Raw genomic sequence first — 16657 nt, forward strand, 5'->3', positions numbered from 1 at the left:
GCGAGAGGATACGTTCGATGGCTTTTCCTCAACTCGTGTGGCGCGAGCTCCTGCGCGAGACTGGCGGTGCCGTGCTTGCGCTCGCGACCGACGGCCGGAGCATCCTCGCGGGGACAGCGAGCGGTGCATTCTTGACGACAATGGAAAGTGCCGTCTGGACACCGATCGAGTTCCCAGCGGACAAGACAAAACTGGAACTCGCTCAACCAGTTGCACTTGCTCCCTGGGGAGACCGCTACATCGCCACGCCGAACGGTATTTTTCGGCAGCACGCGGACGGGGCGTCATGGGAGCACTGTTTGGGGGCTGGACTCACGGTCGCAATACGAACGGCGCAAGCCGACGGCCACTTCGTCGTCGTCGCCGATCGGCTAGACGGTGTTCTGGTCTCTCGTAACGGCGGCACCGACTGGCAACCAGCCAACGCTGGGCTCGCCGCTTTCTCTGAGATCATCGATCTGGTCCTTTCCCCGCGCTTCGCTCAAGACCACCTCGCGTTGCTCGTGACCGCAGATGCTACCTATATCAGCCGCTCGCGTCGCTTCACCTGGCGACCGGTAGCACACCCGCCCGGATCACCGGAGTGCGCAGCTATCCTTGCTGCAGAGCAAGGCACGACCCTTTTCATCGGTGGGGAATTGGGGCTTTTCCGCTCTGACGACCTTGGTCGCACCTGGCACGCCGTCCCACTCCCTGTGAACGGCCCGTGCAACGTACTCGCAACCGATCCCGCGGCCAGCGTCCTTGTGGCAGCAATTGACCGAGCCATCGTACGCTCATGGGATGGTGCGGGGACGTGGGAACACCTCCCTGAGACGCCAAGTCATGTGTTGAGCCTGGCAGCCCCTGACCAGCAGCAGGTGATCGTTGGGACGCTCTCCCGTGGCTGTCTCCGTTGGGAAGCGCAGTCGGCTACCTGGCGAGCGTGGAACGCGGGACTCTACGGACGACTTCCGGTTGGCTTGCTCGCCCGTCTAACCGAGGGTGGGATCAAACTGGTGATTGCTGACTACTCGGGAACGATTACCCACTCCGACGACGGTGGACAAACGTGGACACACGTTGAACTCGACCTGGGACTCGCGCAACTTGTTGGGGGTAGAACCGGACCAATCTTCGCCCTGACGCTCGAGGGAATCCTCCGATCGACGGATTGCGCGCAATGGCAGATGGTGCTTCAACTCGAGGATATCGCTGAGGCTGCCTGGCTCCTGGCAAGCGATGACGGCCAACGAGTCTTCTTCGTCGTTCAAGATGTCGAGAACACAGACGAACCAATCGTGCGGATTCAGTACTCGCTGGATCAAGGACTCACCTGGAACACGTTGCCGGGAACCGAACTCGCAGTGGTACGCGGAGCTACCCTCTCGCCCGACGGCGAGTTGCTCGCGCTTGTGACCATCCTGTCCGAGCATCCCCAACCGACACTTTCCCTCTGGGCTCGTCGAGAACAGCAGTGGATCCACCGTCGCTGGCCGGATGGCTTGGACGAGGCGAGCCTCTTGCGCCTGTCTTGGTCAGCGAGCGGTGATGCGATCCTCACAGTCGCCGACGAAGACGTCTGGCTTATCCGCACCGTACACCAGCGACGTCCACGTATCGTCAAAATCGGTCGCCTTGAGTCTCCTGCCACGGCTCTCTCCCATGACGCACGCACCGGCTGGTTACTTGCGACTGGGACAACACTCTGGCAGTGCAACGCCCAAGGTCAGCTCCAACGTCTTGAGCCGGAGTGCCCCGGGCATACCATCGTTGCTCTGGCGAACGTACCGAGCTTGCCGCAGGTGATCGGTTATGCAGCGGATGCCGGCGGCAGCCTCTGGTCCTGTGTGCGACCTTGAGTAGCAGCATGCCAGCATACAGGTCGCTCGTAGTGTCGAGCATCTCCCTCGCTGGCTTCCGGTAACCTGCCATCCGGGTAGCGAACTATGGCCTGCGAGCTTCTCGTCCGAGCTCGTCATCGAGGTTCGTCCAACCCCAACCGAATCTGATCGGGGGTAGGCCCTGAAACCTCGGGGGCAAATATCGCTCTTCGCTACACTTGCAGAGAGACAGAGACATGACAAGGAGGACTGACATGCCAACGCAACCGAGTAAAGAGCTGGAGCCGATCCCGAACCCGAAGCCGGAACGCGACTACGAGATCGAGATTACGACGAACGAGTTCACGTGCGTCTGCCCGAGAACCGGCCAACCGGACTTTGCAACGATTACAATCCGCTACGTTCCAGATCAGTGGATCGTTGAACTCAAGTCCTTGAAGCTATACCTCTGGTCGTTCCGGAACGAGGGACACTACCACGAAGAAGTCACAAACACTATTTTGGACGACCTCGTCCGCACACTCCAGCCGCGGCGCATGACGGTCATTGCCGACTTCAACATCCGTGGCGGGTTGCACACTGTGGTGACGGCACGCTACGAGCGGTCGGCTGGGGAGCTCCAGGCCGCCGCCGACTGATGACCAGCTGGCTGGCCACCAGCGCGCTTCACCGATTCCGGCCTGAAGAGGCAATTTCCGCCGCGCGTCACGTTCGCTCGGCAGGCGGGAGAGGTAGGCGTCGTTGGTCTCGGTTGACATCGCTCCCTCTGTCGGAGGTTTGGCGAAAGCTTGCCACATTTCCATCCGTTTCGAGTAGGACCGCTACTTGAACATGAGGGAACTCGCGAACCGCACCTCCTCGGCTGGAAACAGCCCCTCGTCATTCTCTCTCACGATGTGCGGTCGAGAGCAGCCCTACAAGCAACGAGGCTGTTCTGGCCAGTCCTGGCAAGAATTCGGCCGAAATGCGGCGGGCATGGGACGCCTTTGTCTACGTTGTACCCTGCATGTTCCGAGCGCAACATCCACACTGAACACGTTCGTCACCCAGGAACGGGTGGGGGAGACACCCCGCACGGCGCAGGAAAGCGTCCCTCCACGCATTGCCACACCGACCCGACCCGCTCCAGTCGTGACCACACCTCTTGGAGATTCTGTGCTTGACACGTTGGCTTATTCGCCTTAATCTTCATCTCTGAAGCTCAGTGGACGGGATACGAGCAGTCGAGGCCGAATCCGCACCGCGACGGACTCGAGTGAACGTGAATCAGGCGCCTTGAGAGGCATTCACTGAGCGCTCATGGCAAGCCTCCAGAATTTCTGCAGCAATGCCGTTGCGGCTCATCGAGCGCACCACTGGAGCAAGAGCGGTAGAGATCCGGCCGAGGCGATATCCCGAACATGGGCACTGTGCAGCCGTGAGGAGAGCGGAGGTTATGCATGAGCGGAACACTGCGCTTTCCGAGCCCATTCGAAGTTGAAACTCCAGCCGGCTGCGAGGGCTGGGAGGAAATGTACCCTGCGTACATGCGCTTTTCCGAAGCCCGTCGCGAATCAGAGGAGTCACGGCTCTGGTTCTATAACGGAATGCACTTTCCTGAACCCATTTCACCCTTCGACGTGATTACCGCCGAGGCGTTTTACATTGCAATAGGTGAGATGAACGCCCGCTTCTTTTGCATTCCCCCAGCGATGGGGGTCGACTTCCGGGTCCTCAACGGGTACGTCTACATCAGCGGCATTCCCGTCCTCGATCCCCAGAAGATTCAGGAACGCGTGGAACTGTTCCAACGCCGTGCCGGCCATTACTATGAGAACTGGAGCACGATCTACGAAGACTGGAAGCAGCGCGTCATTCATGAGATTGAGGCGCTGAAAGCGATCCGCTTCCCCCACTTGCCGGAGATCGAGCCGGAGGAACTCGTCTTCGCACATCGCGGCATCGGCACCTCGATGACGGTCTTCGAGAGCTATAACCGCGTCATCGAAAGCCTCTTCCGCATTGCCCAGATCCACTGCGAGATCGTGATGATCGGTTTTGCCGCATACCTCACCTTCTATGACTTCTGCAAGCGCTACTTCCCGGAGATCCCGGATCAGCAGATCACCCTGATGGTTTCTGGTATCGACGTCAGCATGATGCGCCCCGACAAGGAACTCCGCACCCTCGCGCAGCGCGCTGTGGAACTCGGTCTCGTTGAGAAGTTCCGTGAAGGACGATCCTGGCGGGAGGTCTTCACGGATCTCGAGCAGCACGAGAACGGGCGTACTTGGCTGCAAGAGTGGAATGAGCGCGGCGAACCATGGTTCTGGATCAACGCCGGTGACGGCCTCCAGCACCAGTTCCGCGCTTGGCGTGACGATCCGAGCCCAATCTTCCCAATCCTCATCGAATACGTGAAGCGAGTCGCACGCGGTGAGTCGATCGAGCGGGATACCTCCCAGGTGCGTGAGGAGCGAGATCGCATCACCGCCGAATATCGCGCCCTCCTCCCAAGTGAGGCCGACCGCCAGGCCTTCGATCAGCTCCTGGCGCTCGTACGTCAGGTGTATTACGCGATCGAGGATCACAAGTTCTGGGTCGACCACTGGTTCATGAGCGTCTGGTGGAATAAGCTGCGGGAGTTGGGCGTGCTTTTCGTCGAGCATGGCTTCTTCCGCGAGGTCGACGATCTCTTTTACTTGCATTGGACTGAGGTCAGCCAAGCGCTCACCGATCTCCTGCTTGGGTGGTCGATCGGCACCGAGCCCTATGGGCCGAAGCATTGGCCAGCAGTTATCGAACGGCGTAAAGCCATCTTGGCCAAGCTGCGCGCGTTTAATCCGCCGCCAGCCCTCGGGATCGTTCCGGAGCAGATCGCCGATCCAGCCATCGTGATGCTGTGGGGTATTACACCGGAACGCCTGCGTGCCTGGATCACCAAGGACGAAGGCAATCTCTTGCGCGGCTTCGCGGCCTCTCCAGGCATTGTCGAGGGGCCGGCCCGTGTGATCTTCGATGTCGCAGAGCTCAAGTCTGTTGAGGACGGCGAGATCCTCGTCTGCTCCGTCACCGAGCCAAGCTGGGCACCCGTCTTCGCCAAGGTCCGCGGCATCGTCACCGATATCGGTGGGGTCATGTCCCACGCGGCGATCGTCGCCCGCGAGTACAGCGTCCCTGCCGTTCTCGGCACTGGTGTGGCAACGAAGCGAATTCGAACAGGTCAGCGACTGCGTGTGGATGGAAACGAGGGGACGGTAACGCTTCTCGACTGACCAGTGAGACCGACGCTCTCAGCTCCGCCACGGGCCGTCTCACGACGACCCCGTGGTTGTTGGTGCAGTACGCTCGGAAAGGAAACACGGGAGGAGCAGATGGAACTGACACCTGAGGACGTGCAAGAGATTCTTCGAATCCTCGAGCAGTCTTCGTTTGATGAACTCTACCTCGAGACACCACAGCTGAAACTAATCGTGCGCCGCGGACAGGGAAGCAGCACGACAGTTCCAGCTCCACCGGAAAATCCGGTGCACACAGCGGAGACACGCTCCGAGCCTCCACGAGCGGCACCGGTCAGTGAGGCAACTGCCCAAGCCACGCCACCGACCGCCAAGCCAGACAAGCCGCCCCCAGCATCAAAAGCGGCAGATCGCCTCATCCCAATCTCCGCACCGCTCAAGGGCATCTTCTATCGCGCGCCACGTCCCGGCGCTCCACCTTTCGTCGATATCGGGAGTTCTGTGCAGGAGGACACGGTGGTGGGCATTATCGAAGTGATGAAGCTCATGCACTCTGTCCTGGCTGGAGTCCACGGCGAGATTGTCGAAGTCTGCGCCGAGAACGGCCAGGCAGTCGACCGCGGCCAGCCGCTCTTCCTCGTTCGCCCGAGCGAAGATGCCAGCCCGTCGTCGGCACCAGACGCCTCTGAGGGAGCTTAGTCATGGCACCACGCATCCAGTTGATCGACGTGACACTCCGTGACGGGAACCAGAGTCTCTGGAGCGCGATCGGGATCGATACGCGGACAATCGTCGACGTCGCCCCTTGGCTTGATCGAGCGGGTTTCAAATGCATCGACTTCACGACCAGCACCCACATGGCAATCAGCGTGCGCTATCACCGAGAAGACCCCTATGAGAAGATCCGACTTGCCCGCCAGCTTCTGCCGAACACCCCTCTCATCTTTATGACCACCGGCATGCGTTTCATCACTTGGGAACCTGCGCCACGGGCCATCATCCGCTTAGCGATGCGCATCATGGTCCGCCACGGCATTCGCCGCATTCAGATCGTTGAACCGATGAACAACATGAGTGCGCTCCTCGAGGCTGCCAGGATCGCGCGCGAGGAAGGAGCAGAACAGGTCGTCGCCGGACTCGTCTACAGTATCAGCCCAGTTCATACGGACGAGTTCTACGTCCGCTGCGCCGAGGAACTCGCTCGGGAACGCCAACTTCTCGATACGGTTTACATCAAAGATCCCTCCGGACTTCTCACGCCAGAGCGGGTTGAGACGATCGTACCGGCACTCCGACGAGCACTCGGTGACGATATGCCGCTTGAGATCCATTCACACTGCACCATGGGTATGGCACCCTTGTGTTACCTCCGCGCCGTGCAGCTGGGTGTTCAGACAGTGCACACGGCCATCCCACCACTCGCCGAAGGCACCTCACTACCATCGATTTACCGGACAGTGGCCAACCTGCGGGAACTCGGCTTTGAGGTCGATATCGAGCTCGAACCGCTCACCGAGGTCTCCGAGTATCTCCAGCGTTTGGCACGCCGCAAGAAATTCCCGGTCGGACGCCCACTGGAATACGATGTCTCCTATTATCGTCACCAGGTTCCTGGCGGGATGATCACGACTCTCCAACGACATCTGAGAGAGGTAGGAGCAGAACACCGTTTCGATGCAGTGCTGGAGGAGATTGTCCGGGTACGAGCGGAGCTCGGCTACCCGATCATGGTCACACCCTACTCGCAGCTCGTCGCCACCCAGGCACTCTTGAATATCGAATCACGTGAGCGCTATGAGAAGGTGCCAGACGAGGTGATCAAGTACGTCCTTGGCCGCTTCGGCCCACCTCCTGCACCGATCGACCCTTGGGTGAAGGAACGTGTCCTCTCTCTCCCACGTGCGCGGGAACTCGACGTTCCTCTCCCCGAGCCGACTCTTGAGGAACTGCGGCGCACGTTCGGTGCGACCATCTCAGATGAGGAGCTCCTCCTACGGTGGGCCCTCCCGGGAGACCAGGTCGATGCGGCACTGGCCCGCAAGATGGGCCACCCTGCGCCGACCGGGAACAGCCTCACGCATCCGATCGCACAGCTCATCGCCGAAGTCGCCCGGAAACCATCGATCAGCTACTTCCACCTCGAGAAGGACGGTTTTCGTCTTACGCTTCGCCGGCAGAACGGGCTGCCCCTGAGCGTACCAGCGTCGACGGAGGGGAGTGTCCCGCATGACCGTCACCCCGCGTGACCTGCTCCGTGTCCGTGCATTCGTGTTCGATGTCGACGGTACCCTGATCATATCGGAGAGCGCTGATTGGAGCGGCGCGATTCCCTTACCTGGTGCAGTCGAACTCCTCACCTGGCTCAACCAGAACGGGTACCCGTTCGCACTCTTCACCAGCGGGAGCACCGAACTCCCGGGGACATACGCTGCACGTCTGCGAGCAGCTGGACTTCCGGTGGCGGACTGGCAAGTGGTCACAACCGGAGTCACCGCAGCCGAGATCATCGCGACAGATTATCCGGGCCGCGCCGTTTTCGTCCTCGGGGAAAGAGGCACGCGGGAGCCACTTCAGGCCCGCGGGATCCCGGTCGTCGAGGGAGAGGACGGCAAGCACGCTGGCGTTGTCCTGGTTGGATGGAGTCGCTCGCTGACGTATGATCAACTTGACATCGCGTGCCGAGCCGTCTGGAACGGGGCCGATCTTCTGGTCACCTCGGCTGCTCGGGTGTTTGTCTCGAAGCAGGGGCTGCGGCCTGGCTGGTCATGGTCGATCGCAGTAGCGATCGCCGAAACGACGGGGAAAGCGCCGCGTGTCGTCGGCAAACCATCGGTTGAGGCGCTTCGCGCCGTCGCTCGGCTCCTTGGGACCGTTCCAGCCGATGTCGCGGTCGTCGGTGACGATCCGGATCTTGAACTTCGGATGGGCCGGGAAGCCGGCTCGGTGACGATCCAGGTTCGAACCGGTCGGGGCAGCGAACCAATCGAGACCCCAGAGATCGGTAACCTGGTGCTCCGCGGTGTCGACGAGCTACTGGTGTTGCTCCAGGCGATTGGTGCGAAGGAGGATGCCCCGGACGAGTGAGGAGCTGGGCCATGGCCGAGCGACGGTACTGGAATGAGGTCATGGAGACCATTGATCCAGAACATCTCTGGCAGCTGGAAGACGAGCGGCTCCGTTGGCAGCTCCGTTGGGTGTGGGAACGCTCGCCGTTTTACCGACAGAAGCTCAGCGAGGCCGGAATTGATCCACTGACGATTGGACGCGACTCGTTACATCAACTTCCATTCACCATCAAAGATGAGGTGCGACGCACACAGCAAGATTACCCACCGCTTGGCGGACATGCCTGTGTCCCATTGCATGAGGTTGTCCGGATCCATGCGTCCTCGGGGACAACGGGTCAACCAACGCTCGTCGGATTGACTGAGGCAGATGCCAGAGCATGGAATGAGGTTCTTGCCCGATTCTTCTGGACCACCGGCGTGAGACCAGGAACACGTGTTTGGCTTGCAGTGACCTTGGGCTGGTACATCGCCGGACTGAGCTTCTACGAGGCACTTCGCACGATTCAGGCGACGGTCTATCCGGCCGGCACGATGGAAGCCACACGAACCTTCAACGTGATCCAGCGGGCCGGGGTCGACTACATGGTCTCAAGCCCCACCTTCGTCAACTTCCTCACTCATGTCGCCCGCGAGCGGCTCGGGATTGATCCGGCCTCGCTCGGCATCAAAGCGATGGCGTTGGGTGGCGAGCCTGGAGCTGGTGTCCCCCAAATCCGCCAGCAGATCGAGGAAACCTGGGGCTGCAAGGTCTACGACGCGATGGGAACTGCAGACTTCGCACCGATCCTTTGGACGGAGTGCGAAGCACAGGCCGGCATGCATTTCGTCGGACAAGGCTTCGTGATCGCCGAGTTCATCGAACCCGAGACCGGTCATCCGATCGAGCCGAAGGAAGGAATGCTGGCTGAACTCGTCTACACGGCAATCCAACGCGAGTGTGTCCCACTGATTCGCTTTCGAATTGGCGATCTCGTACGAATTGAGGGAACAGGGCGATGTGAATGCGGCCGTACTGGGATCCGGATCCGCTGCGTCGGCCGTGTCGATGACATGTTTATCGTCCGCGGCGTGAACGTCTTCCCCAGTGCGGTCGCTGACGTCATCGCCTCCTTCCGCCCGCGCGTCACCGGTGAATTCCAGATCCGGTTGCCAGCCCGCGGGCTGCCTATTGATCCCCCTGTCCCCATCGTCGTAGAGCTCGGCCCGGAGCCCGGTGACCTGCACAAGCTCAAGCGGGATCTCGAAGAGGCGATCCGTGCCCAGCTCATCTTCCGTGCTGCCGTCCAACTCGTTCCCAAAGGGGAACTCACACCAACTGGCACGATGAAGCGTCAAGTTATCGTCCGCAGTGAAGCATAAATCGCTCCTTTCTCACTCTGTTTCCATTCCAAGGCCCACCCCCACTCCTGTCCTCGCAGAATCACAGCTCTACCTTCACTGTCCTCACACGTCTCTCGGAGTCTGACAGCCACGTCTCCTCGAAGAAGAGCGCCGACGAGCACACGCTCACACACCCCTCTGCCTGCGCGGTGGAACGTCAGCCGGGAAGCTTGTCCTTGCAGCAGAGAATCACCGCACGCTCTGATCTGGCACCGCTGCGCGATACGCGCGTGCTCCTGCGCCACGGCCGCTGAACACTGTTCTCTGCACCAAGAGGACGGGCCCGATTCACAGCGCTGCTTGCGCCAGCTACCAAGATCTTGAGCCATCTGCGGTGGATGGACGTCTCCTCTGTCAATCGATGACCGACTCGCTCCTCAGCCTGCCAATGCACGCTTCAGCACTGCCAAAACCTCCCCACTCGCTCTCTGGCTGATCCAGGCTGAAGGCGCAAAGGCATCGAAGCCATGAAACGCACCAGCATAGACGTGGAGTTCCGTTGGCACCCCCGCCTGCATCAACCGCTGCGCATAGACTATGTCTTCGTCGCGAAAGAGGTCGGCGGTCCCAACCATGATGTACGCGGGCGGCAATCCCGCCAGAATCTCCGCACGGGCTGGTGCCGCATAGGCCGGAATATCGGAACTCCCCGGCTCACAGCCCAAATAGGCTTGCCAACCGATCTGGTTCCACTCCCGCGTCCAGATCAGTCGTCGGTCGGTGATCTCACGGCTTGACGGAGTCTCATTCCGGTCATCAAGCATTGGGTAGATCAGCAGTTGAAAACGTATCGTGAACTCACCCCGATCACGCACCAGAAGTGCGAGTGCTGCGGCGAGCCCACCGCCGGCACTCGCCCCAGCGATCGCGATTCGCTGGGGATCAACGCCAAGGTCCGCTGCCCGCCGAACAAGCCAATGCAGCGCTGCGTAGCAGTCCTCGAGTGGTGCCGGGTAGGGATGCTCCGGTGCAAGCCGGTAATCGACCGAGGCAACCAGAGCGGGCAACGTGTGGGCGAACCCCGCACACTGCAAATCGTTCATCTCCGGCGAGCCCATCACGTACCCACCACCATGGATCCAGAGGAGCGCCGGAAGCGGTCCGCGCAACCCTGCCGGACGATAGAGGCGCACACGGACGGCTGTACCGTCCTTTACATTTGACGCGAACTCATCTGTGATCGCAACGTCGGACGGTAGTGGTGGAGCGAGTTGGGCAAGCGTCTCGCGCAGGACCGCAAGTCGTTGACGCGCCAGAGGAATGTCACGAAGATCCAGTAAGAACTCTTCCGGTACTGCCGCGAGCGCCTCAGCAAGTTCCGGATCGAGCCGGTCCAGGACAGACATCGCTGCACCTCGCTTCGCCTGAACATCACTGACGCCTGGAACCTCCTGCACCACCGGTTGGTCCGCAAGGAGTGCCCAGCTGTGTAGGTCATCCGGCACCGATCACACGTCGCGTGCCAGTCATCCTGGGACCATCACGCGTTTCAGTAAATCCCCACACTTCTTCACCGGTTCGGCGTTCTGGAGTCGACTTTCTCCCATGTCGTCAGGGGTACCCAAGCACCTCATGTGGCTCGCGTCTACCTCTTCACCCACTGCTCCCCCGACGCTCCGTGCACGGCTCCGGCCAGGCGACAGCAACCAGGAGCATGAGCACATGTAGCCTGACCGTCCTACGCTATGGCTAACGCCTCAAGTGTGACTTGACTGAATCGGTTCAAAAGCTGCGACAATCATGCTGTAGTAGCTCGGTGCCTCGTAGCAGAGCACCTCACCACGCAGTGGCACTCGTCGCATGATCCCGGCGAGCATTAGTGTCTGCCACAAACCGTCAATGGCGGCATTCGTCGCCTGCTCGTCCGGAAGATCGATTAGCCGACCAGGATCGTTTGCCCGAAGCGCTTCAACAACGAGCTGGTCGACCACTGCTGCATCCGGGTGGAAGCCATACGGGCCGTCTGCCCGATGTGTATGCGCCCAGTCGCAGCTCGCGATAAAGGCGATCCGTCGCCCGTCACGTTCGGCCGCCAACGCCACTGCCTCGCCGAACGTCACCAGGAGCTCCCGCGCGACACGTCGCGATGGCGTCACGATCACGACCGGCGGGCCGCTGTTCTCTTCGGGCGGCGGCGCAAGGACGTCCCCATACCCAACTAGATTGCGCCCGTGACCAAGAAACCAAAGTGGAGTCATGGTCCCCCAGTCGAGCGGAATCACTGATTGGTCCCAACGATTTCCGGCAAATCCGGCCAGTGCGATCGGTACCCCGAGTTCACGCGCCGCAGCAGCGATCCCCTCCGTGGCCACACGATCCAGTGGCACATTCATCTCAATCTGCCGCCCATGCCAGCGTAACGTTCCCGCACCGCGCGCTGTGTAGGCTAGGCAAACCATGCCGTCCACGCGGACTCCGTGCGGCGTGGCCACCACCAGGACATCTGGCCGGGCAGCGGCGCAACGCTCTCCCAGTTGGAACATCGCAGCGCGCGTTTGGAGACCACCCTCCGCATCCGCAGAGAGTTCCGGGATAATTGGAAAACCGTGGGGGGCAACCGCTCCGAAAACGATTCCCATCGTCCACTCCTCTCACTCGTCGGACGTAGTATCGACGGCACCAAGGAGGAGCGCAACGACCGCCCCACAGCGAAGCGGCGCAAGAGCCCCGTATTTCCAGGCGCGGAGGAAGCATACAGCACTGGTTCTCACTGGGCTGCGAGCTCAACAAAGAGCGGGTATTCCGTCTAGGCATTCTGGAACTTGGAAACTTTCCCTAACCCCCAAGCGTCGCCAACCAGTTACCCACCGTTTACATTCACAACCGATACTCGATTTCGACAAGTGACCACTCATATGGTGGGGAAAAGGGTAAGGGGGTCGAGATGAGCAATTCGGTCACCACCGTCCGAGAGGCAAAGTCACGGTGGGTGCGGCGCATCGCACTGATTCTTGGGGGCACGTTGGTCACTGTCTTCGTCATTCTCCAAGGAGTGGCCTTGGCACTACCGCGGAGCAACCCGCCGGTAGTCACAGAACCCCCGTGGGACAGCCCGCAGACGCGCGAACTCTTCATGCGTGCCTGCGGTGACTGTCACTCGAATCAGACGAACTGGCGTTGGTACACCTATGTTGCGCCAGTGGCCTTTCTCGCCTACCGCGACGTCACCGAGGGGCGACAGAAATGCAACGTCTCCGAGTGGGGCGTTGGTGGCGAGCAGAAATGCGATGAATCCGCCGAAACGATTCAAAAGGGAACAATGCCGCCCTGGTTCTACTTACCGCTCCATCCAGAAGCACGATTCTCCCCACAAGAGCAACAGCAGCTGATCCAAGGTCTTCTTGCTACTTTCGGCGAAGGCGGAGAAGGCCCAGGTCGGGAGGGCACCCCGGGTAGACAGAACGAGGAGAATGAAAGCGAAGAAAGTCTTATCCCTCGTGCAATTGCCCTTCGCCTGTCCTGACGATTAGCCAGTGAGCCGCCTATTGCCTTGGGAGGCACTCTTGCTCGAGACAGTGCAAGAGGGACGGGCAATGGGCCACCAACGATCCGAGCAAGCGGGGATCGCCTCGGTTCACTATCGCCCGCCCCGTGTATCACTCCACACGGGCCAGCTAGGGAAGCAGCGCACCCCCTTCCCGAAGAGGCAATCCCTTCGGCTGACATTCGGCCAGGGAGGAGTGTGTCGCAATTTCCCTCGGCCAGAGCGGGGCGCTCACTAAGCGACCAGGGGATGTCACTCCGAGGAACCCCAGCTTTGGGGGTAGCCCCGGACCGGGTATTTCACCGCCGCACGGCTTGCAGCACAGTACACGGAGCGTTGCAGCGCGCTGCGTGCAGGAATCAGCTGCGTCCAAAGGAGTTGACAAACACTGGACGGCTCTGCTAGGCTTTTGGACAAAGGCGCGGAAGGGAAGCAGTAGCGCGCCGAATCCGGCCAGCGAGCCGGGGTGGGGTGGAAGCCCGGTCCGGAGTGGTGCGCGAACTCGTCCCGGAGCTGCACTCGCGAACCCAGGAAGTAGTGGGTGCCGGGTTGCGCCCGTTAACGCGCAACGAGTGGGCGTCGCTTCAATGAAGCGGCGGCCAAGTAGGGTGGTACCACGGGAACGGCCCGTCCCTTCGCGGACGGGCCGTGTTGTGTCAGAGGGACAGCAATGATCCACGGCATTTCGAGCTTGCTCCAACTCTCCCTTAGCCGGCCCCGCAGAGGGGCCATCGGAGACGCGGGACGGCTGTGACGGATGCAATCAAGGATGAAGCGTCCGGCCTCCCGCCTGGGAGGCCAAATCCTTCTAGAAGGAGAAGCTGGAGGGAGACGATGAGCGAGCGGATAATCATCTTTGATACGACGTTGCGCGATGGCGAACAGTCACCAGGCGCAACGATGACGGAGGACGAGAAGGTAGAAGTTGCCCGGCAGCTTGTCAAACTGGGCGTCGACATTCTCGAGGCGGGATTTCCCGCTGCCTCACCTGGTGATCTCCGCGCCGTCCAGCGCATTAGTCGAGAAGTGAAGGGGGTCTCTGTCTGCGCGCTGGCCCGTGCCAATCAGCAGGACATCGACGCAGCCTGGGAGGGCGTACGCCACGCAGAGCAGCCGCGCATCCACACCTTCATTGCCACGTCCCCTATCCATATGGAATACAAGCTGCGGAAGACGCCTGAGCAAGTTCTCGAGGCGGCTCGCTTTGCGGTTCGTGCCGCCAAGCGCTACGTGAGCGACGTTGAGTTCTCCGCCGAAGATGCGACCCGCTCCGACTGGGACTTCCTCTGCCGCGTCTTCGCCGCCGCGATCGAGGAAGGGGCAACGACGATCAACATTCCTGACACGGTCGGTTACGCTGTCCCCCACGAATTCGCCGAACTCGTCCGCTACGTCATGGAGCACACGCCAGGCATCGAGAAGGTGACAGTGAGCATCCACTGTCACAACGACTTGGGCCTGGCCACGGCCAACACGTTGGCAGCGATCCGCGTTGGTGCACGTCAGGCCGAGGTGACCATCAACGGGATCGGCGAACGGGCCGGAAACACCGCGCTGGAAGAGGTCGTGATGGCTCTGCATGTCCGACGCGATGTGTTCGGGGGGGTCCTTCCACGCGTCGTCACCGAGCAAATCGTCCCGACCTCCAAGTTGGTTCAGCGGATCACCGGAATCCATGTCCAACCGAACAAGGCGATCGTCGGCGCCAATGCCTTCGCCCATGAGGCTGGCATCCACCAAGACGGAATGCTCAAACATCGCATGACGTACGAGATCATGACCCCGCAGTCAGTCGGCTGGGAAGCAAGCCGTCTTGTCCTGGGTAAGCATTCCGGACGGGCCGGCTTTACCGCCCGACTCAAGGAACTTGGGTACGGGGATCTTTCACGCGAACGGATTGAGGAGCTCTATCAGCGGTTCATCGACCTCTGCGACCGGAAGAAGACGGTGACGGATGCTGACATCGTCGCGATCGTCGAGGACCAGCTGGCCCAAGTACCACAGCGTTTCGTGCTCAAGGGTTGGCGCGCACACTCCGGCTCGGATGGCCGCGCCGAAGCGTGGGTCAAGTTGGAGGTCAACGGGATCGAACGCGAGGCGTCCGCGTCCGGGAATGGACAGATCGATGCACTCTTTAAGGCGATCGATCGGCTCGTTGGGCGTCATTGTGAACTTGAGGCTTTCCATGTTGACGCAGTCAGCCCAGGAGAGGATGCCCAGGGACAGGTTACTGTCCATCTGCGCTGCGGAACGCAAGTCTATAATGGCCGTGGCGTCGCGACGGACGTCATCGAGGCGAGCATCCGTGCGTATCTGATGGCCTTGAATCGTGCTGCCCTGACGGCACCTGTTTCGGTAAGTGGAGGTGAGTGACGAGCCATGGGCATGACGATGGCAGAGAAGATCCTGGCTCGCGCGGCCGGTCGTAGCCGCGTGGAGCCGGGGGAGATCGTCGAAGTTGCAGTTGACCTGGTGATGACAAACGACATCACCGCACCGCTGTCGATCGCCGAGTTCAAGAAGCTCGGCGTGGAGCGGGTCTTTGACCCGAAAAAGGTTGTTTTCGTCCCTGACCACTTCGTCCCAGCAAAGGACATCAAAGCAGCCGAGCAATCGAAGATCATGCGCGAGTTTGCGCTCGAGCAGAATGCCATCTACTTCGAGATCGGGCGTGCCGGAATTGAGCATGTCGTCCTCCCAGAACACGGGCTCACCCGTCCTGGGATGGTCATCATCGGTGCAGACTCCCATACCTGCACCTACGGTGCCTTCAACGCCTTCGCGACCGGCATGGGCTCGACCGACATCGCCGCCGCGATGGCGACCGGGACAACCTGGATGCGCGTGCCACCGACGATCAAGTTCGTCTATACGGGAACGTTGCCCCCGTTCGTGACCGGCAAGGATCTCATCCTCTACACGATCGGGCAGATCGGCGTTGACGGTGCCCTCTATGCCTGCATGGAGTTCACCGGTCCAGTCATCGACGAGCTTCCGATGGACGACCGGATCACAATGGCGAACATGGCTATTGAGGCCGGCGCCAAAACGGGGATCTTCGCTTGCGACGACAAGACTCGCGAGTGGCTGGCCAAGGTCACAACCGAACCCTATGAACCTGTGGACAGCGATCCGGACGCACGCTATGCCCAGGTCATTGAGTTCGATGTCTCCAACTTGCGACCACTCGTTGCGTTGCCGCATCTTCCATCGAACGTGCAGCCAGCCGATGAAGTCCGTGATCTTCCTATCGACCAGGTGGTCATCGGTTCCTGTACGAACGGGCGCCTGAGCGATCTCCGGATTGCAGCCGAGATCTTGAAGGGGCGGCAGGTTCATCCGCGCGTGCGTTGTATCGTGATTCCCGGCAGTCAAGAAGTTGCCAAGCAGGCGGCCAAGGAAGGCCTGGTCGATATCTTCCTCGAGGCCGGCGCGGTCTTTTCCGTGTCGACGTGTGGTCCCTGCCTGGGCGGCTATATGGGCGTCTTGGCCAAGGGCGAGCGCTGTGTCTCCACAACGAACCGTAACTTCCGCGGCCGTATGGGGCACCGGGAATCGGAGGTCATTCTTGCCAGTCCGGCGGTCGCAGCGGCGAGCGCAGTTCTTGGACGTGTCGCTTCACCGTTCGAGCTAAACTGACTGTCCGCGTGGCGAAGGTTCCCTCGCCACGCGATGCAACTTGCG

Annotated in this window: 12 protein-coding genes and 1 other annotated feature; of the genes, 10 read left to right on the forward strand and 2 right to left on the reverse strand. The window is 60.8% G+C overall.

The genetic code is table 11. The annotated features are described in order from the left end of the window. Positions 1-17: 17 nt before the first annotated feature. The 7 genes from NET03_RS03045 (at position 18) to NET03_RS03075 (ending at position 9468) form a co-directional block, all read left to right on the forward strand. The gene (locus NET03_RS03045; protein WP_252127409.1) at positions 18-1841 is read left to right on the forward strand and encodes a WD40/YVTN/BNR-like repeat-containing protein; all 1824 of its coding nucleotides are present in this window, start codon (positions 18-20) and stop codon (positions 1839-1841) included. Between the two features lie 236 nt (positions 1842-2077). Beyond that, positions 2078-2461: a preQ(1) synthase gene (gene queF / locus NET03_RS03050; protein ID WP_252127410.1), complete on the forward strand. Its 384-nt coding sequence runs from the start codon at positions 2078-2080 to the stop codon at positions 2459-2461. Positions 2462-3262: 801 nt separating this feature from the next. Further along, complete coding sequence (locus tag NET03_RS03055; protein WP_252127411.1) at positions 3263-5077, forward strand: PEP-utilizing enzyme; 1815 nt, start codon at positions 3263-3265, stop codon at positions 5075-5077. Between the two features lie 99 nt (positions 5078-5176). Next, a complete protein-coding gene (locus NET03_RS03060) occupies positions 5177-5740 on the forward strand; it encodes an acetyl-CoA carboxylase biotin carboxyl carrier protein (protein ID WP_252127412.1) in 564 nt (187 codons plus the stop codon). Between the two features lie 2 nt (positions 5741-5742). Next, positions 5743-7287, forward strand: a complete 1545-nt coding sequence (locus NET03_RS03065) for a hydroxymethylglutaryl-CoA lyase-like TIM-barrel protein (protein WP_252127413.1) — start codon at positions 5743-5745, stop codon at positions 7285-7287. Continuing rightward, entirely contained in the window at positions 7268-8125 is an 858-nt protein-coding gene (locus NET03_RS03070) for an HAD-IIA family hydrolase (RefSeq protein ID WP_252127414.1), read from the forward strand. The genes NET03_RS03065 and NET03_RS03070 overlap by 20 nt, the downstream gene beginning before the upstream one ends. Positions 8126-8136: 11 nt before the next feature. Then, positions 8137-9468 carry a phenylacetate--CoA ligase family protein gene (locus NET03_RS03075; RefSeq protein ID WP_252127415.1) on the forward strand — a complete coding sequence of 444 codons (1332 nt, stop codon included), beginning with the start codon at positions 8137-8139 and terminating at the stop codon, positions 9466-9468. A gap of 398 nt (positions 9469-9866) precedes the next feature. On the opposite strand, the gene NET03_RS03080 is transcribed toward NET03_RS03075, so the two are convergent. Next, the gene (locus NET03_RS03080) at positions 9867-10835 is read right to left on the reverse strand and encodes an alpha/beta hydrolase (RefSeq protein ID WP_252127416.1); all 969 of its coding nucleotides are present in this window, start codon (positions 10833-10835) and stop codon (positions 9867-9869) included. A gap of 351 nt (positions 10836-11186) precedes the next feature. Continuing rightward, a complete protein-coding gene (locus NET03_RS03085; RefSeq protein ID WP_252127417.1) occupies positions 11187-12068 on the reverse strand; it encodes a DODA-type extradiol aromatic ring-opening family dioxygenase in 882 nt (293 codons plus the stop codon). 305 nt (positions 12069-12373) lie between these two features. Here NET03_RS03085 and NET03_RS03090 point away from each other — a divergent pair, with 305 nt between their 5' ends. The 3 genes from NET03_RS03090 (at position 12374) to leuC (ending at position 16612) form a co-directional block, all read left to right on the forward strand. Then, on the forward strand, positions 12374-12952 hold the full coding sequence (locus NET03_RS03090; RefSeq protein WP_252127418.1) for a heme-binding domain-containing protein: 579 nt from the start codon (positions 12374-12376) through the stop codon (positions 12950-12952). A 434-nt stretch (positions 12953-13386) separates the two neighbouring features. Continuing rightward, positions 13387-13611 (forward strand) — a binding site (T-box leader). 196 nt (positions 13612-13807) lie between these two features. Beyond that, positions 13808-15346 carry a 2-isopropylmalate synthase gene (locus tag NET03_RS03095; protein ID WP_252127419.1) on the forward strand — a complete coding sequence of 513 codons (1539 nt, stop codon included), beginning with the start codon at positions 13808-13810 and terminating at the stop codon, positions 15344-15346. Between the two features lie 6 nt (positions 15347-15352). After that, positions 15353-16612: a 3-isopropylmalate dehydratase large subunit gene (leuC, locus tag NET03_RS03100; RefSeq protein WP_252127420.1), complete on the forward strand. Its 1260-nt coding sequence runs from the start codon at positions 15353-15355 to the stop codon at positions 16610-16612. The last annotated feature ends 45 nt before the right edge of the window (positions 16613-16657 follow it).

The organism is Thermomicrobium sp. CFH 73360, assembly GCF_023806465.1.
Taxonomy (GTDB): Bacteria; Chloroflexota; Chloroflexia; order Thermomicrobiales; family Thermomicrobiaceae; genus Thermomicrobium.